Origin of the sequence: Billgrantia antri (assembly GCF_019430905.1) — a bacterium.
Classification (GTDB): Bacteria; Pseudomonadota; Gammaproteobacteria; order Pseudomonadales; family Halomonadaceae; genus Halomonas; species Halomonas antri.
Map to the genome: position 1 here is coordinate 421,302 of NZ_JAHYCA010000004.1, position 20,862 is coordinate 442,163.

The 20,862-nt window shown below is 64.6% G+C and carries 16 protein-coding genes; 2 read left to right on the top strand and 14 right to left on the bottom strand.

All coding sequences use genetic code 11. The features are described 5' to 3' along the window. Positions 1-7: 7 nt before the first annotated feature. Genes KPL81_RS13495 through KPL81_RS13520 form a run of 6 tightly spaced genes read right to left on the bottom strand, consistent with a single transcriptional unit; the run spans position 8 to position 4,927 of the window. Positions 8-1,096, bottom strand: a complete 1,089-nt coding sequence (locus KPL81_RS13495) for a tetratricopeptide repeat protein (RefSeq protein WP_219792619.1) — start codon at positions 1,094-1,096, stop codon at positions 8-10. Between the two features lie 9 nt (positions 1,097-1,105). After that, positions 1,106-1,861: an energy transducer TonB gene (locus tag KPL81_RS13500; RefSeq protein WP_209477794.1), complete on the bottom strand. Its 756-nt coding sequence runs from the start codon at positions 1,859-1,861 to the stop codon at positions 1,106-1,108. Next, positions 1,858-2,265, bottom strand: coding sequence for an ExbD/TolR family protein (locus tag KPL81_RS13505; protein WP_209477793.1), 408 nt, complete (start codon positions 2,263-2,265; stop codon positions 1,858-1,860). Before KPL81_RS13505 ends, KPL81_RS13500 begins: the two co-directional genes overlap by 4 nt. Further along, entirely contained in the window at positions 2,258-2,791 is a 534-nt protein-coding gene (locus tag KPL81_RS13510) for a MotA/TolQ/ExbB proton channel family protein (protein WP_209478575.1), read from the bottom strand. Before KPL81_RS13510 ends, KPL81_RS13505 begins: the two co-directional genes overlap by 8 nt. Then, positions 2,775-4,157, bottom strand: a complete 1,383-nt coding sequence (locus KPL81_RS13515) for a MotA/TolQ/ExbB proton channel family protein (RefSeq protein WP_219792620.1) — start codon at positions 4,155-4,157, stop codon at positions 2,775-2,777. Before KPL81_RS13515 ends, KPL81_RS13510 begins: the two co-directional genes overlap by 17 nt. Continuing rightward, positions 4,154-4,927: a DUF3450 domain-containing protein gene (locus KPL81_RS13520; protein ID WP_209477789.1), complete on the bottom strand. Its 774-nt coding sequence runs from the start codon at positions 4,925-4,927 to the stop codon at positions 4,154-4,156. The genes KPL81_RS13515 and KPL81_RS13520 overlap by 4 nt, the downstream gene beginning before the upstream one ends. A gap of 381 nt (positions 4,928-5,308) precedes the next feature. Between KPL81_RS13520 and KPL81_RS13525 the strand changes: the two genes are divergently transcribed. Continuing rightward, complete coding sequence (locus KPL81_RS13525; protein WP_219792621.1) at positions 5,309-8,371, top strand: cellulose binding domain-containing protein; 3,063 nt, start codon at positions 5,309-5,311, stop codon at positions 8,369-8,371. 141 nt (positions 8,372-8,512) lie between these two features. Here KPL81_RS13525 and KPL81_RS13530 read toward each other — a convergent pair whose 3' ends face one another. Further along, positions 8,513-10,699 (bottom strand): TonB-dependent siderophore receptor, encoded by a 2,187-nt coding sequence (locus KPL81_RS13530; RefSeq protein ID WP_219792622.1) that lies wholly within the window; start codon positions 10,697-10,699, stop codon positions 8,513-8,515. Between the two features lie 242 nt (positions 10,700-10,941). Between KPL81_RS13530 and KPL81_RS13535 the strand changes: the two genes are divergently transcribed. Continuing rightward, complete coding sequence (locus KPL81_RS13535; RefSeq protein ID WP_219792623.1) at positions 10,942-13,068, top strand: TonB-dependent receptor; 2,127 nt, start codon at positions 10,942-10,944, stop codon at positions 13,066-13,068. 92 nt (positions 13,069-13,160) lie between these two features. On the opposite strand, the gene KPL81_RS13540 is transcribed toward KPL81_RS13535, so the two are convergent. From KPL81_RS13540 to KPL81_RS13570, 7 genes are read right to left on the bottom strand one after another with little or no spacing between them, the layout of a single operon-like run. Continuing rightward, complete coding sequence (locus tag KPL81_RS13540) at positions 13,161-13,784, bottom strand: RraA family protein (RefSeq protein ID WP_219792624.1); 624 nt, start codon at positions 13,782-13,784, stop codon at positions 13,161-13,163. A gap of 31 nt (positions 13,785-13,815) precedes the next feature. Further along, positions 13,816-14,859, bottom strand: a complete 1,044-nt coding sequence (locus KPL81_RS13545; RefSeq protein WP_219792625.1) for a FecCD family ABC transporter permease — start codon at positions 14,857-14,859, stop codon at positions 13,816-13,818. Then, entirely contained in the window at positions 14,856-15,860 is a 1,005-nt protein-coding gene (locus KPL81_RS13550) for a FecCD family ABC transporter permease (RefSeq protein WP_219792626.1), read from the bottom strand. The genes KPL81_RS13545 and KPL81_RS13550 overlap by 4 nt, the downstream gene beginning before the upstream one ends. Next, entirely contained in the window at positions 15,854-16,816 is a 963-nt protein-coding gene (locus tag KPL81_RS13555) for an ABC transporter substrate-binding protein (RefSeq protein WP_219792627.1), read from the bottom strand. The genes KPL81_RS13550 and KPL81_RS13555 overlap by 7 nt, the downstream gene beginning before the upstream one ends. Positions 16,817-16,849: 33 nt before the next feature. Next, complete coding sequence (locus KPL81_RS13560; RefSeq protein WP_219792628.1) at positions 16,850-18,817, bottom strand: IucA/IucC family protein; 1,968 nt, start codon at positions 18,815-18,817, stop codon at positions 16,850-16,852. Continuing rightward, positions 18,804-20,087, bottom strand: a complete 1,284-nt coding sequence (locus KPL81_RS13565) for a type III PLP-dependent enzyme (RefSeq protein WP_219792629.1) — start codon at positions 20,085-20,087, stop codon at positions 18,804-18,806. The genes KPL81_RS13560 and KPL81_RS13565 overlap by 14 nt, the downstream gene beginning before the upstream one ends. Further along, positions 20,084-20,860 (bottom strand): HpcH/HpaI aldolase family protein, encoded by a 777-nt coding sequence (locus KPL81_RS13570; RefSeq protein WP_219792630.1) that lies wholly within the window; start codon positions 20,858-20,860, stop codon positions 20,084-20,086. The genes KPL81_RS13565 and KPL81_RS13570 overlap by 4 nt, the downstream gene beginning before the upstream one ends. Between the last annotated feature and the right edge of the window lie 2 nt (positions 20,861-20,862).

Here is a 20,862-nt window from a genome sequence, read left to right on the forward strand (position 1 = left end):
CCCCTCCCTAACGGGTCGAGAGCCAGCGCGGATCAACTTCAGCTCCATGATGCTGTGCTTGCTGCATGGCCTGTCGGGCCAGCTCGACTTGTCCCCAGGCATGGGCCAGCAGGCCCAGGCGCCGCCAGTCCGAGCCTTCTCCACTGAGCCTGGCCACCTCGCGCCAGGCCCCGAGCGCCCGCTCACGATCGCGGGCTTCCTCCCAGGCCCGGGCCAGCAGGCGGCGGTTGGCCAGGGTGTCGGGTAGTGCCCCGTCTGCCAGCGCCGCCTCCAGGTATTCAGCGGCACGAGCCGGGGTACCGGCTGCCAGATTCAGTTCGATGCGCTTGCGCAGATCCTCCTCGCCGGATAGCACTCCCAGCCGCCAGCCGGCCTCCCAGAGCGCCGCAGCCCGCTGTGCATCGCCAGCTCCATGGGCCAAAGCTGCGGCACGCCGCCAGGCTTCGGGCTCGGCTTGAGCGGTTAACGAAGCTTCCAGCCTTGCCAGCGCCTGCTCGCCGCGTCCGGCTCGCTGGAACACGGTGGCCGCAAGCGCCTGCCGACGCTCGCCCGGGGCCGGGTCGTCGGCCATTGCGCGCTCGACCCACTGCGCCGCTTCCTCCCAGCGCTCCAGCTCCGCCAAGGCACGCGCCAGGCGCCAACGCTCGTCGGGGCTGCCGTCGTGTCGCTCGAGCCAGTCGAGCCACAGCGTCACTGCCTCTTCGGTTTCGCCGACGGCCAAGCGCAGCCTTGCTTCCTCACGCAGCCAGCGATCACGCTGCGTCTGCGGTGCCTCCTGGGTTCTGCGGGCCTGGCGCAGATGGTCGGCAGCCGCCTCGTTGCGCCCTGCCCCGGCTTCGGCGCCGGCCGCCAACTGGTGATAAAGCGCGCTGGCCCAGCGGTCGGCGGCATTGCCCCCCTCGAGCCGCTGCGCCTGGGCACGGGCGTGCTGGCTCACGCTGGCGTGTTCACCCTGCTGCAGCTGTGCATGCAACCGCTCGAGATCGGCAATGATATCGCCGGGAAGCGGCGGGGCTTGAGCCGCCGCCGAAGCGGCTACCAGCAGTCCGGCACAGAGCGCAAGACCGCAGGCCACGAGACGTCGTACGACACGCATTGGCATGGCTTACCTCAACTGAAATTCGAGGCGCTGACGCGCACGGCGTATGCCGCTGGCGGGCTCGAACTGCCAGCGCGCCACGGCCTGCTCGGCGGCCGAATCGAATACGTTGCGCGGTTGCGATTCGACCACACGGATGGAGGAGCGATCGACGCTACCGTCGGGGCGAATCAGAAACTGCAACTCTACGTGTCCCTCCAAGCCACGCCGCTGGGCACGCGAGGGGTACTCCGGCGGTACGCGGTTGGTCGGCGTGATCTGGCCGACATCCACCGGCCCTTGCTCGGCGGGCGCAGGCTCGGCCGAAGCCGCACTGGGTGCCGACGACGGGCTCGGCTGGGGAGACGGCGCGGGTTCGGGCGTCGGCTGCGGAACCGGCTCAGGCGCTGGCCGAGGTGGCGGATCGGGCTCCGGCGGCGGTTCCGGCCGGGCCTCGCTGAGCTCGGGCAGGCTGGTATCGAGCTCAAGCGGCTCCACCGGCTCCGGCGGAAGCTCCGGCTCGGGCATCGCGATCGTGCTCTCCAGCGGGGGTAACGGCTCCGGCTGCGGAGGGGTGGTCGCTTCGACCTGAGGAGGCGGAGGCTCCGCTACGGGCTCGACCACCTCCTCCACAACGTCGGGCGCCTCGACCATCGTCATGGTCAGGTTCTCGTCGATCACGTCGAACTCCTCCTCGGGCGGCGTGACCAACAAGCCCAGCAGCCAGAAGAGCAGCAGTGCGAGCGCCACTCCGCCCAGCGATGAGAACGGTATCCGCGTCACGACCGGCTCCGGCTGGCAGCGACCGCGACCTGTTCCACACCGGCTTCGCGGATGTGATCCATCACCTCGATCAGCAGGCCGGTGGTCGAGTCGCGGTCGGCCTGGATCACCACCGAGCCGTCATCGCTCACCAGACCGGCCACCTCGGCACCGACGCGATGCAGGTCTACTGCGCGGCCGTCGACCCACACCGCCCCTTCCGGCGTAATGGCGACCATTACCTGGGCATCGGGCCTTGGGGAAGCGGCACTCGATTCGGGTCGCTCGATCTCCACCCCGCTCTCCTTGATGAAGCTGGTGGTGACGATGAAGAAGATCAGCATGATGAAGACGACGTCCAGCATCGGCGTCAGGTTGACTTCGCTGGCTTCACCGTCGTCGGCGCCAAGGCGGCGTCTACGCATCGTTATCCTCCACGGCGCGAGCCAAGCGGTCGTGCAGCCGCTGGTCCTCGCGACGAATGATGTGCTCGAGGCGACTGGTGAACAGCAGCCCCACCACCGCCACCGCCATACCGGTCAGAGTGGGCAGAGTGGCACGGGCCACGCCATCGGCCATGGCGCGGGCCTGGCTGGTATCGGCCATCGCCAGGCTATCGAATACGGCGATCATGCCGGTCACGGTACCCAGCAGGCCCAGCAGTGGACACAGCGCCACCAGCAGCCTGAGCCACGGCAGCGGCCGGCGCAGCCGCCCGATCAGTTCCCGCACCCAGGCTTCGCGCAAGGTCAGTGCACTCCAGCTCAAATGGTCCTGGCGCGCCGCCCAGCGCGCGATCAGGGCACGCCTCGCCCGTCGGTAGGTGATGCGGAAATACCACACCCGCTCCAGTGCCAGGCTGAACAGCAGCGTTGCCACCAGGGCGATCACTACCAGAACCGCTCCGCCCGCCTCGACCAGGCGCTGCAGTGGCTCAAGCCAGAGCGGGATCACGGCGCGTGCTCCCGGTGACGCTATCGGGCCCGTGCGGGCGCTGCTCGAGCTGCTCGGCCAGGGCAGCGCTCGCCTGACCCTCGACCAAGCCGGCCAGCTGTCGGCTACGGCCCGCCAGTGCCGTGTGGGCGAACAGCAGCGGCACGGCGGTGATCAGGCCCAGCACGGTGGTGACCAGCGCCTGGCTGATGCCGCCCGCCATCAGCTGTGGATCGCCGGTACCGAACACGGTGATCGCCTGGAAAGTCACAATCATACCGGTCACGGTGCCCAGCAACCCCAGTAACGGTGCCACGGCAGCCAGCAGCTTGACGATCGGCTGACCGCGCTCGAGGCGCGGCAGCTCCGCCAGTACTGCTTCATCGAGGCGTGCTTCCAGCGCTTCCGGCACGGGGTCGTCTCTCAGCGCACGAAAACGCAGCAGCACGCGACCCAGCGGGTTGTCTTCACGCAGGGTGTCGAGATCATGCAATTGGCGCCGCATGGCCAGCGTCACCTTGAGCAAGTAGCCATACTGCAGCAATGCCACCAGCAGGCCGATGGCGCCGAGCCCGACCACCACATAACCCACGGCTCCCCCCTGGTGGAAGCGCTCGAGCAGACTGGGACGCTGCGCCAAGGCTGACATCACCTCGCCCCCTGTCGGGTCCAACGAAAGTGCGCGCGCTTCGCCGGCATGAAATGCCGCCAGGCCGTCGACTACTTCGGACGGCGTACGCTCGACCACCGACAGGGCACCGTCTTCGGCGCCACGTCGCAGCAGATGGCTATCGGTAAAGGCCGCAAAGTCGCCCAGACGTACGATTTCACGGGAAGCGATTTCGCCACTGGCGTCCGCCACCGGTGCCTGGAAACGGACCACCCGGCCGGTATCGGCAGTCAGCGCAATCAGGCTATCGGCAAAGGCCTCCAACTGCTCGAGCTCGAGCACCTCGGTATCGCCCAGGCGCGGCGGCAGTTCGGGACCACCCACGACGAGCCAGCTATCCGCCAGGCTGTCGCGCAGCTCGCCGCTATGCTGCTTCAGTGAAGCCAGAATCGCCTCGAGGTCATCCCCCTGCTCATCCTGGCGGGCTGCCAACGCTTCGGCTCGCTCGGCCTGCTCAGCCTCTCTCTGGCGTAACTCTGCGTTACGCTCCTCGGCTTCCGCGTGGGCGGCACGGGCCTCTTGAAGGGCGGCTTCGAGCGCTCCGCGATCTTCCACCAGCTCGGCCAGGCGCGCACGGTCGCGAGCTTCGGCAGCTTCGCGCTCGGCACGCAGGCTTTCTAGCGGGTCCGATTGGGCTTGCGCCTGTGCCTGGCCCAGGCAGACGCTTAGCGTGAGTGTTGCCAACAGGGTCGCGGCAAACCGTGTCGCTTTCATGTGTCGTCCTCCACTGACTCAAGCGGCTGCGATAGCGGCACATTGAGCAGTTCCGGGGCGCGGCGGTCACGCGCGATGCGCAGCCCGTTGCGAACCTCACGCCGCTGCGCCTCATCGAGCGCCGCCCAGCTTCCCGCATCGGCCTGCCAGAACCGCCCGGCACGGCCATCCGGCGTAAGGTAATAGAAACCCACGCGCCCCAGGCGCAGGTAATCCACCTCGCGGCGCGACTCGCCCTCGCCGAGGTAGCCGCGCCAGGCATCGACGTCACGCCCGTAGTCCAGCTCGGCACGCCAGGCTTCGATGATCCGTTCCCAGCGCTCGGCGACGGACAGCTCACCGGCTTGGCTTTGGCTGCGCAAGCTGGCAACCCGCGCCAGGCGCTCCTGACGCAGGAACGGCATGTCGCTCTCGATCCACTGCTCGAGTCGATCGACCAAGCGCGCCTCCAGCGCCGGCAAGGCGTCGCGCGTCTCTTCCAGGGTATCCAGGGCCTGCTCACGACGGTTCAGTGACTCCGCCTGGCGCTCGATTCGCGGGGCGAGCTCGGCGTTCTCGCGTGCCAGGCGGCGTTCGGCGCGCTCCAGCTCGCGCAGCTCCTCGAGCATCGCCCGCGATGCATCGTCGGCGGCATCGATGCGCGCCTGCAGTTCAGCCTGGCTGCGCTGAGCCTGCCTGGCCTCTTCATGGATTTCGGGTTCGGCATTGGCCGCAGTGGCAAGCCCCAGCCAGAGCAAACAGACGAGGCAGGGTTGGCGAAACGATCTCACTGGCTACTCCCGAGACGTGAAATGGCGAACGGTCGCCTTGGGTTAGGCGGTGTCAGATGATGCCACTAATGATAATTGTTATCAATCCAGCAAACCACAACACCGCGATACCACTCCCCTCCTTTTCAGCGCCCGACGCAGCAAAATCAGCTTAGGAATTGCGCCAAGAAATGTGCGCTTTTCATCCCAAGCGAAATGAAACGGAGCGATATATTTGTACCGTCCTGCCCGTTAGAACGATGCCAGGGACGACAATGGGCGAATGACTGCCCGGCCAGGCGACCGCAATCCCTTGTGCTCGCAGGTGCTTGTCTTCTACCGCAGCCGACACTCTGCCCGCCCCCGGCGGCCTGCTTCATTACTAGCAATGGCGGTAGCTCCATGCGTCCCTTCATCGATGCCTCTCTCAGCAGCCAATGGAACGGCGGCTTCGTGATGGAGATCTTCATCTCCAACCAGGGAACCCAACCGATCGTCGACTACCAGGTCAGCTTCACGCTGGACGGCACCATAACTGATATCTGGGGTGGCGTGATCGACGCCTACAGCGACGACCGCTATGCCATCGTCGACGACGATACCGACAACGACATCGCCCCGGGCGAGACAGTTCGCTTCAAGTTCAAGGTACTGACCGAAAGCGGCCTGATGCCCTCCGACGTGACCGTGAACGGGGTAACACCGGAATTTTCGGCCGAGGCGGAGACACTGCTGGCCAGCGAGCCGCTCGAGACGCAGGCGGTCGAATCCAGCCTGTTCGATGCTAACGGAGAGGCCACCGTCGGTCCCGGCATCACCGCTGCCGAACTGCAGGCGCTGGTCGACGCTGCACCGGAAGGCGCTGTCCTGCACCTGGCTGCCGGCGACTATCGCTTCGACACCATGATCAGCGTCTCTCGCTCCGACATCAGCCTCGTCGGGGCTGGACGCGGCGAGACGCGCATCACGTTCACCGACGAGGCCCTTGCCACGGGCGCCTCCCATGGCTTCCTGGCTGAGAGCAAGACGACCCAGTTCGCCGGCTACCTCAAGCAGAACGCCGCCATGGGCGAAGATACCCTGTCGCTCAAGACCGACCATGGCTTGCAGGCCGGTGATACCGTGCGTATCTGGCAGGACAACACGCAGGAGTATTTCGACGAGATCGGCGACACCTCCTGGCAGCAGCTCAACGCTCCGTTGCGCACCAGCATGGCCAAGGTGATGGCTGTCGATGGCGGCACAGTCACCCTCGATCGTGGTGTGCACTTCGATTTCGACAGCGGCGCCGCCAAGGTCCAGCGCTACGATGCGCTGGAGAACGTGACCCTCAAGGGGTTCTCGGTGGGCTTCGAGCTAGGAGTGCCGAACAAGGCCGACTTCAGCAACACGCTTACCCACCTGACCGACTATCAGGCGATCAAACTCAACGGCACCGTGGGTGCCCATATCAGCGACATCGAAGTGCTCAACGGGCCTTTCACCGCCTTCGAGTTCGCGCTCTCTCTCGACCTGCAGGCCGATTCACTTGGCGCCCATGGGGCCTTCAACAAGGGCAGCGGCGGTAACGGCTATGCCTTCGAGCTACGCGAAAGCTATGACGGCGTTTACACGCAGCTCGAGGACACAGGCATGCGCCATAGCGTACTGTTCTCCTCGTGGCGCTCATCGGTCGGCAACGACATCCACGTGACGTCCACGGATCGCGACATCAACTTCCACGGTGGCCAGGATCACGGCAATACCGTGCACGTCGAGCAATCGATTCGTGACGCGGATGCCGATGGTCTTTCTCCCGTGGTCTGGTACAACGAAGGCGGGCACAGCTTCGGGTCCATCACCGAGGCCGGCGCCAACCAGATCACCTTCGACTACGTCATCGGCTCGCGCCGTGACGACATCATTCAAGGGACCGACAATGGCGTCTATCTCGATGGCGCTCTGGGCCATGACACTCTGTTCGGCGGTACCGGGAACGATATCCTGCGAGGCGGTCTCGGCAACGACCTTCTTGACGGCGGCGCCGGCTTCGACATTGCCCACATGGAGCAGAACCACGACGCCTACACCGTTCAGTTCAATGAGGACGGCAGCGTCCAACTGGCAGGGGGCAGCAGCGACGCCGATACCTTGATCGGTATCGAAAGGGTGCTATTCGCCGATGGCATCGAGCTCGATGTCCCCAGCCGGACCTTCGCCCAGGGAGAGCAACCGAACGTCCCCACACCGGATGAGATTCTCTCTGACTCGGCTCAGGACACCAGCGACACCACCGTGTCGTCACCTACCTCGAGCATCATCGAGCCCGAACCGGCGCTTGCCGAAGAGCCAGTAGACGAACCGATTATCATCGCCAGCGCAATGGAGGTCGGGCTGAGCGTGGTCAGCCGCTGGCTCGGCGGCTACGTGATGCGCGTGGAGATCGCCAACCGCTCGAGCAGCGATGTGGCCAGCCCCGAGATCACCTTCACGCTGCCAGCGGACGTCACCACCTTTTACGGTGCCACCTTGCTGGAACGTGACGGCGATACATATCGGATCGCCTATGATGGCAGCGACACGCTCCAGGCGGACAGCATCATGCGCTTCTCCTTCAAGGCGTATGCACCGGTGAGCGAGGCGCCGGCTTCACTCGCCCTGAACGGAACGGAGCTATCGCTCTATCCGCAGGCTCTGATTGCCGGCGAGGCGGCAGATTCCGAACTGATGGACGTTCTCTACCCCGCCCCAACGGCAGCTGACTTTCTGGCCCTTACCAGCAATATCACCAAGACCTGGTCGGGCGGCTACATGACCGAGGTGCTGGTAACCAATACCTCCGATGTGACCATCGACCAGCCTTCGTTGAGCTTCAGCCTGCCCGGAACCATTACCGACATGTGGAATGGCGAGTTTCTTGCCACTGACGAAGGCTATGTCGTCAGCGCCATCAATGGCGGAGCGGTACTGGATCCCGGCGAGACATGGCGCGTTTCCTACAAGGTCCGCGACGACAGCTACGCCCTGCCTGACAATCTCAATGCCGAAGGCGAGCTGTTAGGCGTGCCCACCATGGAAGACGATGGCCTGATCGGCACCGAGGGCGAAGACACCCTGCAAGGCACGGCGGCTAGCGATTCTCTCTACGGTGGCCTGGGGAGCGACAGACTGACCGGCGGTGCAGGCGGCGATCACTTCGTCTATCTCTCGACCTTCGAGTCCACGGCATTCGACAGCGATATCATTGTCGATTTTGATCGCAGCGAAGGTGACCTGATCGACCTCTCAGGCATCGATGCCGACCTCGCCACCGAAGGCGAACAGGCGTTCTCTTGGGTCGGCAACGCGGCCTTCAGTGGGACGGCGGGCGAGCTACGCAGCGAAGGCGGTCAGGTCCAGGGCGACGTCAACGGCGACGGCGTCGTTGATATACAGGTCGACGTGCTGGGCGTCGACAGCCTGCGCGCCGACGACTTCATGCTCTAGGCATCGCGAGCTGCAGGACTCTCTCGGAACTACGCCCGGCCATGCGCCGGGCGTTCTTGCCCACTGCCTTTGCTCAAGGGGCCTAACGCATAAGGCCCATCCCACGATCGGATGGGCCTTGAAGCTTCCACTAGTCTCGAATCAGTATCGCCAGGTGAGGTTAGCCATGACACTGCGCGGCGCACCGGAAAAGGCCTGATCCCACTTGAGACTCGTCAGGTACTCCTCGTCGGTCACGTTGTTGACGTTCAAGGAAGCCGTAAGGCTCTCGTTGATGTCATAGCTGGCCATCAGATCGACCAGTGTATAGGCGTCCTGATGCGTCTCGCCAGCGATATAGTCACGCTCGCGGTGGATGTCGTCCTGCCAGCGCACCCTGGCCCCAACCTTGAGCTGTGGCATGAACGGCAGGCGATAGCTGGTCATTGCACGCAGCATATTGCGAGGGATATAGGTATTGGTGGCCTCCCCTTCGGCGTCCTCGATCTCCAGATAGGTATAGCCGACGCTGGCCTGCCAACCCTCGGCCAGTTCACCTGCCAGTGTCACTTCAACGCCCTCGCTGGTGATGCCGTCGCCGCCCATGTAGATCGATGTGCCATCGGGCAAGGTACCAGCCGGCTGAGCCACATTGTTCTGCTCAATGCGGAACAGTGCGAAGGAGGCATCAGCCCCGCCGTCGAACAGATCGGCCTTGATTCCGATTTCCTGGGCGACCCCGTCGATGGGATCGAGATAGTCGCCGTTTCGGTCGATCTCGGTCTGTGGTTGGAAGATTTCAGTATAGCTAGCGTAGACCGACGCCTGATCGGTAACATCGAAGATCAGTCCGGCATAGGGCGTCAAAACGCTGTTGTAAGACGTATCCTGCGAACTGCCGTATTGTTCGCCGACAGTATCCAGCCAGCTCAGCCGCGTACCCACGACACCCGTCCAGCGATCGGCAAGGTCCAGCTTGGCAGCACTGTAGAAACTTCTCTCTTTGATAGTCGCATCGTTACCAAACGATGGCTCACCAAAACTGGGCTGAGGGTAACTGCCATTCCATTCGTCCAGTGGAGGCAAACCTTGAGTTGCTGCGTCGTACAAAGAACTCTGCTGGTTGCGACTCTGGCTCCAGTCACTTCCAAGCACCAGTTGATGGGTACGGCCTAGCAAGTCGATGTTGCCCTTGGCATGAAGGTCGGCAATCCACTGTTCTAAGTGGCGGTCATACTTGCTGATGTAGAGCTGGCTGGCATCTACACGGCCTGTTGCGGCATCCGGCACCCCATAGATATAGAGCAGTTGGGTATCCGAGAGCATGTCCAGGTGCGTCACGGTACCCTTGAGGGTCCAGTTGTCGCTTAGATCCTGAGCCAGTTCCAGAAAGCTACGCCGTGTTTCCACATCCCAATACGACCAGTCGGGTGCCGATGAAGTGGAAACCCCATAGTTGGTTGGATTACCTGCCGAGTCATAAAGCGGCAGTGAACCCCACATGTTGCCGTCGGTATCGTTCTGCTGCCAGGTGTGCCCCACGGTAAGCTGAGTGGTGTCGGTGACATCCGCTTCCAACACGCCATATAGCAGCCCGCGCTCGCGGCTCAAGCGATCCAGGTAGGAATCGCTCTGTAGACCCGAGGCCACAAGGCGCCCCCTCACCTTTCCATGGCTGTCGAGCGGCCCTGCCACGTCTACGTCCAAACGCCGATGTTCCCATGAGCCCACGCTGGCCGTGACGCTGGCATGAGGCAGATCCGTTGGTCGTTTACGGACGAAATTTATGGTCGCGCCAGGGTTTCCCGAGCCAGACATCAGCCCCGTCGCACCGCGCACAACTTCGACACGATCATAGATGACGGTGTCCATGTCGCCGTGGACGTTGTTGTACGGCATCGGTACCCGCAGGCCATCAACCTGAAAGTTCGATACCTCGAACCCGCGAGCGGTGTAATAGGTGCGATCGGTCTCTAGCCGCTCGACCGTCACTCCCGGGGAGCTCTCGAGAACGTCATTTACAGTATCGAGCTGGAAATCATCCATTTGCGCTCGAGTCACGGTGGATACCGACTGCGGGGTCTCGCGAGGCGTCAGATCGAGGCGTGTGGCAGTACTGGTACGCGGAACGCGATAGCTGTCGGAGCCCTCCGTGACAAGCGAAAGCGCCTCGGCCTCAACGGTGATCGTCTCGAGTTCACCGGCAGAAGCGGATGTCTGCCCAGTTTCCTGCGCCAGCAGCGCTGGAGAAACCACCATCATGACACTGACGGTAGCCAGGCCCAAGGCCTGCCGAACAGCCTTGGCAAGTGGATCGAGATCAGTTGAGAGGGGGACGGGGCGTAACATGTGGGACAGGCCTCAAGATGATGTGTATAGCAAATGATAATGAATGTGATTTAATTTTATCAAGCAAAATCCATAATTGACTTCGGCATGAGCGGGCGAGGCAAGCCGGTAGCGCGGAGAAACAGATGCATCGGGTTTGAATTATCAAATAGCAAGTATTATCATTCACGCGCTTCGTCGCGGATCCTCTGCCTCGCGCAGTGCGAAGCGATAGCCCACATCAAGCAAGGGAACGACATCCGATGACTCAAAAGACGCACATCGCCTGGCTGGCACCGGTAATGCTCGGCACTACCCTGCCGGGCTTGGCCTTCGCCCAGGCCGAGACCGAAGGGACCGATGCTTTGCGCGACCTCTCCCCGCTGGTCGTCACCGCCACCCGCAATCGCAGCCAGGCCGGCGAGACGCCCCAGAAGATCACTGTCATAACTCGTGAGCAGATAGAGCAGCAACTGGCCATCACACAGGACCCTGGCCAGGTGCTCAGCAACCTGATTCCCTCTTATTCGCCCAGCCGCCAGAAGCTCTCCAATACCGGTGAGACGTTTCGTGGTCGAGCGCCACTGTTTCTGATCGATGGCGTGCCCCAGACCAATCCGTTGCGTGACAGCGCTCGGGACAGTTACACCATCGACCTGAGCATGGTCGAGCGCATCGAGGTGATCCATGGCGCCAGTGCCGAGCACGGCCTGGGTGCCACCGGCGGCCTTATCAACTTCGTCACCAAGCGTGCCGAAGGAGGTGGCATCAGCCACCAGGTTTCCACTCAGCTCACCTTCGACGACGATTTCGAATCCGAGGGCTTCGGTAACAAGCTGGGCTACCAGCTCAGTGCTCAGAATGGCGACTGGGACTTCCTGGGCGCCGTCACACGCCAGGAGCGCGGGGTCTTTTATGACGGTAACGACGAGATCGTAGGTATCGCCTACCCCGGCGAGCTGCAGAACTCCACCAGCTATGACCTCTTCGGCAAGCTGGGTTACTGGATCGATGAGGACCAGAACGTTGAGCTTTCACTCAACCACTTCGATCTGGAAGAGGGTGACGATTACGTTCCGGAGACAGGCAATCGTGACGCCAGCATCCCGACCACGGCCCGCCGAGGCAGTCGCGATGGAGCCCCCGGCTTCAACGAAGTCACGACGGCAAGGCTGGCCTACTCGCATGACGACTGGCTCGGTAATGAACTCGATGCACAGATCTATCGCCAGCGCTTCCGCGCCCGATTTGCCACCACCCCTTTCTTCCCCTATCTGGACGCATCGGGTAATACCCAGTACGACCAGTCGCGCAATGAGTCGGACAAGCTGGGGGGCAAGTTCTCACTCAGCCGCGCAGGCCTGCTCGATGATCGCTTGAGATTGACCACTGGCATCGACGTACTGCAAGACGAGACCCGGCAAATGCTGGTCGACACTGAACGTACCTATGTGCCCGAGACCCAGTTTCGCAACTATGCGCTCTTTTTGCAGGGTGACTTCAGCCTGACCGACTCACTTAGCCTGCATGCCGGCGTTCGCCATGAACAGGCTGAGCTCGAAGTCGATACCTTCTCAACCATCGACCGCAGTGACGTTACCCAGGACAACGTCACCGTCGACGGCGGCAAGCCGGACTTCGACGAGACCCTTTACAACTTGGGTCTGGTCTATCAAGCCACCGACTGGGCACAGCTCTACGCCAATTATTCCGAGGGCTTCGGTATGCCCGATGTGGGTCGCGTATTGCGCGGCATCGATGTACCCGGACAGGACATCGATACTCTGCTGCAACTCCAGCCGATCGTGACCGACAATCGCGAGATCGGGGCTCGTTTCGACTGGGATCGCTATGGCCTCGAGCTGAGCTATTACGAATCCGACTCCGATTACGGCGAGCGCCTCGCTGAGGAAAATGGTGTCTTCGTCGGGAATCGCGAGAAGACCGAGATTCAGGGCGTCGAGGTGACAGGTGAAATGCGTATCGGCGATGCGCATGATCTGCGCCTCACCTACACTCACGCCGAAGGCGAGTCGGACCAGGATGGTGACGGCAGCGTCGATACCGAGCTGACCGGCATCAATATCGCACCGGATACGCTGCGACTGGGCTGGAGCGCCGCCTGGAACGACACCCTCTCCTCTCACCTGCAGGCCAGCCACTACTTCGATCGCAGCGTCGAAGACCCCGAACTGGAGTTCGATGGCTATACGCTATTCGACGCTTCCCTGGCCTACCGCCTGCCCGTGGGACAACTCTCCTTCGGCATCGAGAACCTGACCGACGAGCAGTACATCACCTACTACTCCCAGGCGGCTCGAATCAGTGACGAATACTATTTCGCCGGCCGCGGTCGCACTTTCACCCTCGGCTATCAGTTGGACTTCTGATTCCTCGGTCTGAAACGGACCTGGCTTACTGTTTGGCGGCGCCTTGAGCGCCGCCTTTTTCGTTGCAGGCCCTTCTCCATTCCCCCTTTACCTCAGCGCCACCACTCGGGATGCGCCGCCATGAGTTCTCGCCGGCGCTCTGCTTCCCGGGCCTGCTTATCGAGGGCGGGTACCAGCAGCGCCTCGGCACGTGCCGGAGAGAGCGCGAAGAGGCCGTCGTCGTCGCCGATGATCAAATCGCCCGGCGAGATCGCCACGCCGTCGATGGCCACCGGCACGTTGACCTCGCCTTCGAGGTTCACGGCGCGAGTGGTGAGCGGACTCGTGCCACGGGAGTATACCGGCAGGTTCAACTGCGCCAGCTCGGCCGCGTCGGTGACCCGCCCCGAAGTGACCACCCCGGCAAGCCCCTTGCGCAGCGCCGCGTAGCTGCGCAGCTCGCCCCAGCAGGCACGGCGCTCGTCGCCGGAGACGTCGATCACCAGCACCTCTCCCGGCTCGGCCATTTCCAGCGCACGGCGAATCACACTTCCGTCGAGATGTGGGATACGCACCGTCAGAGCCCTGCCCAGCAGCCGTACCGGGTGACGCAGCGGCGTGAGACCGACGATGGCACCAAAGTCGGTAAGATGGCCAAGGGTGGACGTAGCGACGTCACGATAGCGCGCCAACAGCTCCGGTGAGGCGGCCGTCGTGCGGGGGTTGATGTCGAACATGGCATGTTTCCTTGCCGTCTGCCGCTGACGGTCAGGTGCGCCAGCGATGGAGTAGATAGACGAAGAACGGTGCGCCGATCCCGGCGACGAAGACGCCTGCCGGCAGGTCACGGGGCAGAAAGGCGATCCGCCCCAGCAGGTCGGCGTGCAGCACGATCAGCGCACCGATGAGCGCGGTGGCCGGCACCAGGCCGGCGTGGCCGCGCGCTACCAGCCGCCGGGCGATGTGGGGCGCCAGCAGGCCGACGAAACTCAACCCGCCGGCGAAGGCCACCGCCGACCCGGCAAGCGCCACCGCCAGCAACAGCAGCGCGAGGCGAGTGCCCCGCACCGCCGTACCCAGTCCGGTAGCCAGCTCATCGCCCAGCGCCAGCACGTCCAGGCGACGAGACAGTGCCAGCGCCAGGGGCAGCCCCACGAGTGCCCAAGGGGCGAGCCCGGCCACTTCCCGCCACTGGGCGGCATAGAGGCTGCCGGTCAGCCACACATAGGCCTGCATTGCCGTGGTATCGGCGGCAAGCACTAGCACCAAGGTAGTCCCCGCGCCCAGCGCGGCGGCAAGGCCGATACCGATCAGCACAAGTCGTGCCGGGGTCACGCCGCGCCCGCTCAGGGAGAGAATGAGCAGCGCCACCGACAGCGCGCCGGCCAACGCCGCCAACGCCGCCAGCGGCAGCCAGGCCTCGCCCAGCGCCGCCCCGCCCAGTGCCAGGAAGCAGACCGCCGCCAGCGAGGCGCCACCGGTGATGCCGATCACGTCGGGTGAAGCCAGCGGATTGCGCACCAGTCCCTGCAACAGCAGCCCGGCGACGCCCAGACAGGCGCCGACGAGAATCGCCAGCACGATGCGCGGCAGACGGATTTCATGAACGATCAAGGCGATGTCGCTTCGCGCGGGATGAAATAGTGCCTCGAGTACCGCTGTCGGGGGGGTGGCCTGGCTGCCCAGGCTCAGCGAGATCATGGCGCTAGCGGCGAGCGCCAGCGACAGCAGCAGCGTCACCGCCAGAGTGCGATGCTCGAGGCGCAGCGACAGCCGACCATTAGCGACACGCAAGACCACGGAGCGACTCATGGTGTCAGGCTCCGGCGCCGGGCAAGATGGAGAAAGAACGGCGTGCCTAGCAGCGCCGTCATCACCCCCACCGGCACCTCCTGAGGCGGCATCAAAAAGCGCGCCAGGGTGTCGGCGGCAAGCAGCAGGCCAGCTCCCAACAGGGCGCAGCCGGGCAGCACCCAGCGATGATCACGACCGAACATCGCCCGCACCATGTGCGGCACGATCAGCCCCACGAAGCCGATCATGCCGGCCAGCGCCACCGAACAGCCGGCCAGCACGATCACTACCAGACCGGCCAGCAGCCGGACCCGGCCGGTACGCTGCCCGAGCCCCTTGACCACCTCGTCGTCCAGGATCAGCAGATTGAGCTGGCGTACCAGCAGCGCGCAAAGCGCCGCGGCGCCGAGAAAGAATGGCAGCAGCGGCGTCACAATCTCCAAGCCACGCCCCGCCACCGAGCCGGCGAGCCACAGCAGCAGGCTCTCGAAGCCCTCCTGGTCGATGATCAACAATCCTTGAGCCAGCGAGACGAACAGCGCGGTGACCGCCACACCACCCAGCACCACCCGCATCGGCGAGAGACCGCCGCCCCGCTCGCGCCCCAGCAGCGCGACCAGCAACGCCGCCGTCAGGGCCCCGAGAAAAGCCACCCAGACCAATTCCAGTGGCGAGCGCAGTGCGAAAAAACTGCTCGCCACCACAACGAAGCACATGGCCCCGGCGTTGATACCGAGAACGCTTGGTGCGGCCAGGGCATTGCGCGTCAGGGTCTGCATCAGGGCGCCGGCCACCGCCAGGCTAGCACCCACCACGGCGGCGATCACCGCGCGGGGCAGGCGCTCGGTGCGCAGGATCAGATGCGACATCGAGCCCGGGTCGGGCGTGATGAAGGCCTTAAACAGGCTGGCCGGAGCGATCTCGGTGGCGCCGAGCGCCAGGCTGGCCACACCGGCAGTGAGCGCCAGCATCGCACCCAATAGCAGGCCAAGCCCCTTGGCCATGGGAGTGATCAGCATGCCATGTACTCCGCGGCGCTGGCACCGTCGTGCAGGCCATAGTGGACGTAGAGTTCGTCCAGTAGCCGGTTGGCCGCCAAGATACCTGACCCCATGCTCCAGAGGATGGGGTCGACACGATAGACTTGTCCCTGCTCCACCGCCTCGAGGCGCTGCCACAGCGGGTGCGTGGTCCACTCGCGATGGAGTTCTACCACCGCCGGGTCGTCGCGCATGAAGACGAAGATGGCATCGGCATCCAGGGCAGGCAGGCTCTCCCGACTGATCAACTTGACGCCCCAGCCCGCGCCCTCCTGGCCCTCGGGGCGCTGGAAGCCGAGCTGATCGAGGATGTGCCGGGCGAAGCCATCGTAATAGAGACGCACGTGATCGCCGCGAAAGCTGACCACCGAAACCCGCTGCGGCCAGGCATCGCCCAACCGGGCCGCGGCACGGCAGCGGAAGTCGGCGACCCGCTCATGCCAGTCGGCGAGCAGTTCCCGGGCCTCCGCCTCGCGCCCGGTGGCCTCCCCCAGCAGCATGAGCATGGCTTCGAAGTCATAGGCGGTGCCGGCGATCACCGTGGGCGCGATGCGTGCGAGCAAGGGGTAGACGTCGGCGTGACGATAGCGGGCACCGACGATCAGGTCAGGCGCGAGCCCCGCCACCGCCTCGAGATCCGGCTGGGTTTCCAGCCCCAGATAGCGCACCTCTGCGGGCAGCTCATCGCGCAGGTAGCGATACATGGGACGCTCGAGCCAGGACTCGACCACGCCCACGGGGCCGAGCCCCAAGGCCAGGGCGCTGTCGGTGGCGCCCTGGTAGAGGGTCACGATGCGGCGCGGCTCGCCCTCGATGCGAGCTTCGCCCAGGGCGTGCTCGACGCGGCGCAGCGTCTCGGCATGTGCCGTCATGGTCAGACACCCCGACAGCAGCATCAGGGCGACGAGGCGGCAGCAGGTTCGCGAGAGAGGCATGAGAATCATTCGCCATTCGATGAGACGTGCCCTTTATACAGGTTCGGCACCGACAACGCACGCCCCTTCCAGCTCGCGGCTCACCAGGCCCTCCGCGCGGAAGGGATTGGGTTGGCAGGTCTTTCCCGACGGCATGCTGCCGGGCACACCCTGCTGCTCGAACAGCGGGCGCAGCACGCACTTCAACGGCCAGCGCGATGCCGCAAACAGCACCTCGTGCAGAATGCATCGCTGTGCGTGATCGAACGGTAGGGTCTCGATCACCATTGCCAAGCGTTCGCGCACCACCTGCCAAAGTTCAACCTCCGAGAGGCTCTGGTGGACATGAAGCAACGTCAGGCTTTCGATGATCGCACCCAGGTTGACCTGTACGCCCAAGGTCTGGAGATAGAAGAGCAGGTCCTGCGGCGTCTCGTTGTAGAGGCTGTTCGAGTAGCCCGGGCGAATCCGGTATTGCGGGTCATCAATGGCGTGGCGATCGAGCCACGGCCGATGCAGCCGCACCGAGTCGTGATCGCGTAGCAGCAGGCCCTCCAGGCGCCCATCACGCCACACCAGCACGGCGTTTTGACCGTGGATCTCGGGCATCAGTCCCAGACGATAGAGGCGCAGAGAGATTTCGAAGAAGAGATCGCACAGCTCGCCGAACAGCGTGACCGTCGCCGCCGGCCCCTCGTTCAGCCCGCGGTGACGACGCCACGCCTCGAAGGGATGCTCTCCCGCGCATGTCGCTTGCGCATCGGAAACCCCCAGCGCCGCCATGGGCAGCAGGCGCACCGCGGGGTCGGTTAGCAGAGCCCGAGGATATTCTCGGGTCAACGCCCCCAGGTGGCGCGGCGGATCGTCGAACAGCCCGCTGCCTTGTGGCAGGTAGGACCACCAGCGGCGTTCGTCGCACAAGTGAAGGCGTTCGGCCAGGACGACGTCGCGCTCGCGGGCCTGCTCGAGCAGGGTCTGGCCACGTTCGCCGTTGATCAGCTTGACGGCGGGCAGGTAGCGCGCAGCTCCCAGGGAGAACACCGCCATTGGTAGCTTCAGGTGAAAACGCCCGTCGTTCAGCGGCGCCAGCGAGCGCAGCGACGAGGTCGCACCGAAGTCGCCGACGGCGGTCTCCAGTGCCACCCCCTCCCCTGCCGCCAGCATGTCGCCGAGATGCCGCGGCAGCCCATGCTCGAACTGCCAGGGATGCACCGGCAGTGCCAGGTAGGCCTCCCGAACCAGGCCGCGCTGTATCATCTCCGCTTCGAGTTCGGCGCGCTGGGTCTCATCCAGTAGCAGCACTGCCGGCTCCGGCGCGCCGGGTGCCGCCCCGCTGCCCGTCGCCAGACACTCGCGGCGCATTGCCAGCCAACGTAACCGGATGGGCTGGTCGAACTCCGCCGCATAGCGGCGATGGCCCTCTTCATCGAGCCCCTCCTTGGCCTTGGCCAGCGGATGGAAAGGACGGTCGCGCAACGCGGCACGGCGTTCCAGGCTACGCAGGCCGGCCGCGGCGGAGCCCCCCGAAGAGGACGTCAGCATTGGCGCTTCGGCGATCGACTGACGGGTCTGCCACAGGGTGGTGGCCAGCAAGCGCCGTACGTTGGCCACTCCCGGCTGCTGCCGCTGGGCCTCGTCCAGGCAGTAGGTCTCCACTCGCTCGAGCAGCTCGGTCGGTGTCAGGCGACGCCATTCGGCGATGCCGCCGTCGGCTCGAAAGCTCACCGAAAAGACTCCGGCGGCACTGACGTGCCGGCGCGGCGGCAGCACGGCGCTACGCAGCGGAAACAGCAGCGCATGTCCGCTCTCGCGTTCGATCCACCAACGCAGGCAATCCGCTCCCGGTGGCCAGTCCAGTGCGTCGGGCAACGTCTCGGGCGCCGGCCAGTCGCTCGACTGATCGTCGAGAAAGCCTTCGGCCAGCAGCGTGTCGACGAAATCGCCGAACAGGCGCGCCTCGGCGAGACTTGCGGCTTCCTGCCGTGACGGGGTGGCAGCAAATGTTGAGTCATTCGGTATCACGGACAAGCTCCTTGTCATCGAAAGGGCCATCGAGGTAAAGGTGTCGAGGATGGGCGTGGCCCAGAAAGTCGTGATGCGAGATGGTCCAGCCGTAGGCACCGGCGCGGTGAAACAACACCACGTCGCCGATCCGCAGCCGCGCCACCGGCACGTCACTGGCCAGAACGTCCTTGGGCGTGCACAGCTCACCGACCAGGGTCACCCGCTGGCCCTCGAGCACAGGGCGCGGAAAGGGATAGGGCCAGTGGCATCTTGGCAGCACCTCGAAGGGGTGATCGTGACGCCACGAGGCGGGCAGGCGGAAGTGATGAGTGCCACCGCGCAGAACGGCGAATTGACGGCCATGGCTCTGCTTGAGATCGATGACCTCGGCGGCGTAGTAGCCGCAGAAGGCAACGAGGTAGCGACCGGGCTCGAACAGCAGCGCTGCTCCGGGCAGTGGTTCGTCGTCGAGCAGCGAGCGCAGCGTGTCGAGGAAGAGCGCCCAGTCGAAATCCGGGCGTTCGTCATAGGAAACGCCGAAGCCGCCGCCGGCATCGACGCAACGGATCTCCAGCTCGAAGCGCTCGGCCCATGCCCGCACCCGTGCCAGGTACGTGGCTACCAGCCGGGCATGCAGGCACGCATCGAGATTGTTGGAGATCGAGTGCAGGTGAAAGCCGTCGAGCTGCAGCGCTGGGCTGCGGCGGGCCTCCTCGATCGCTTCCTCCACCTGCGGCTCGTCGATGCCGAACTGGGTGGCGCGTCCCGCCATGGTGACGGTGGCCTCGGGCAATGCGTCGTGCAGGTTAACGCGCAGCAGGATCGGCACCACCTGGCCGCGCCGCTCGGCAATCAGATTCAACCGTCGCAGTTCGTGCAGGCTCTCGACGTGTATCCGCGTCACGCCAAGGTCAAGCGCCTCCTCCAGCTCGGCATCCTTCTTGCCAGGGCCGCCGAAGATGATCGAGGCCGAGTCGCTCACCTCGCGGATGCGCCTAATCTCGCCGATCGAGGCGGCTTCGAAGCCCGCCACCAAGGGCGCCAGGGTCGCGATCAGCCGCCGATCCGGGTTGGCCTTGACGGCATAGTAGAGTTGGCATCGCTCGGGCAGCCCTTGCAGCATGACGCCGACATGATCGCGCAGCGCCGCAAGGTCGTAGAGGAAAGCACAGACCGGCTCGTGGGTCCCGTCGGGCGCCGGCTCGCCGAGTGCCGCCAGGCAGTGTCCCACCGCCGCCGATGGCGGGCACCACGGCGCCGGATAACGAATGGTGGCCGCACTGGTCATGCATCGCCCCCCTCACGGTAAGGAGCCAACTTCGCCTGCAGGGCACGAAAGGTGATGCCGCGCTCGTCGCCCAGCACGAAGGCGCGCACACCCCGCTCGCACCAATAGCTGCGGCGCTCCTCGCTACGGGGAATGGCGCAGAACGGCACCTCGGCGCGCCGGCACTCGGCGTGGATTCGGTCAAGCGACTCGACCACCGCCGGGGCTTCGGTCTGCCAGGGAAGGCCCATGGATTGCGACAGATCCGCCGCCCCCTCCAGCACCATGTCCACCCCGGGTACGCGCAGGATGGCCGGTAGATTCTCGACTCCTTCCCGGCTCTCGATCATGGGTATCAGCATGAGTTCATCGTTGGCACGGCTCAGGTACTCCAGCAGATCGTCGGCGCCGAAACGCGCCGGGCGTCCACCGTTCATGCTGCGCTGACCCAGCGGCCGGAAGCGCAGGCATTCATTGAGCGCCTGCAGGGATTCGGCGCTGCGCACGTCGGCCAGTACGATGCCCCGCGCGCCGCCATCAAGCAGCGGCACCACGATGGCCGGGTCGGGCCGTGACACTCGCACCAGAGCGGTGAGCCCGACGAGTTCAGCAGCACGCAGCATGTGTTCCAGCGTCTCAGGATTCACCAGGGTGTGCTCGGTATCCAGGATGACGAAGTCGAAGCCGGCCTGGCCGATCATCTCGACGGTCACCGCCGTGGGAATCGAAGCGAACAGACCGAGCACCGTCTCGCCTCGTGCCAGCCGGCGCTTGAGAGCATTGGGCGTCAACATGG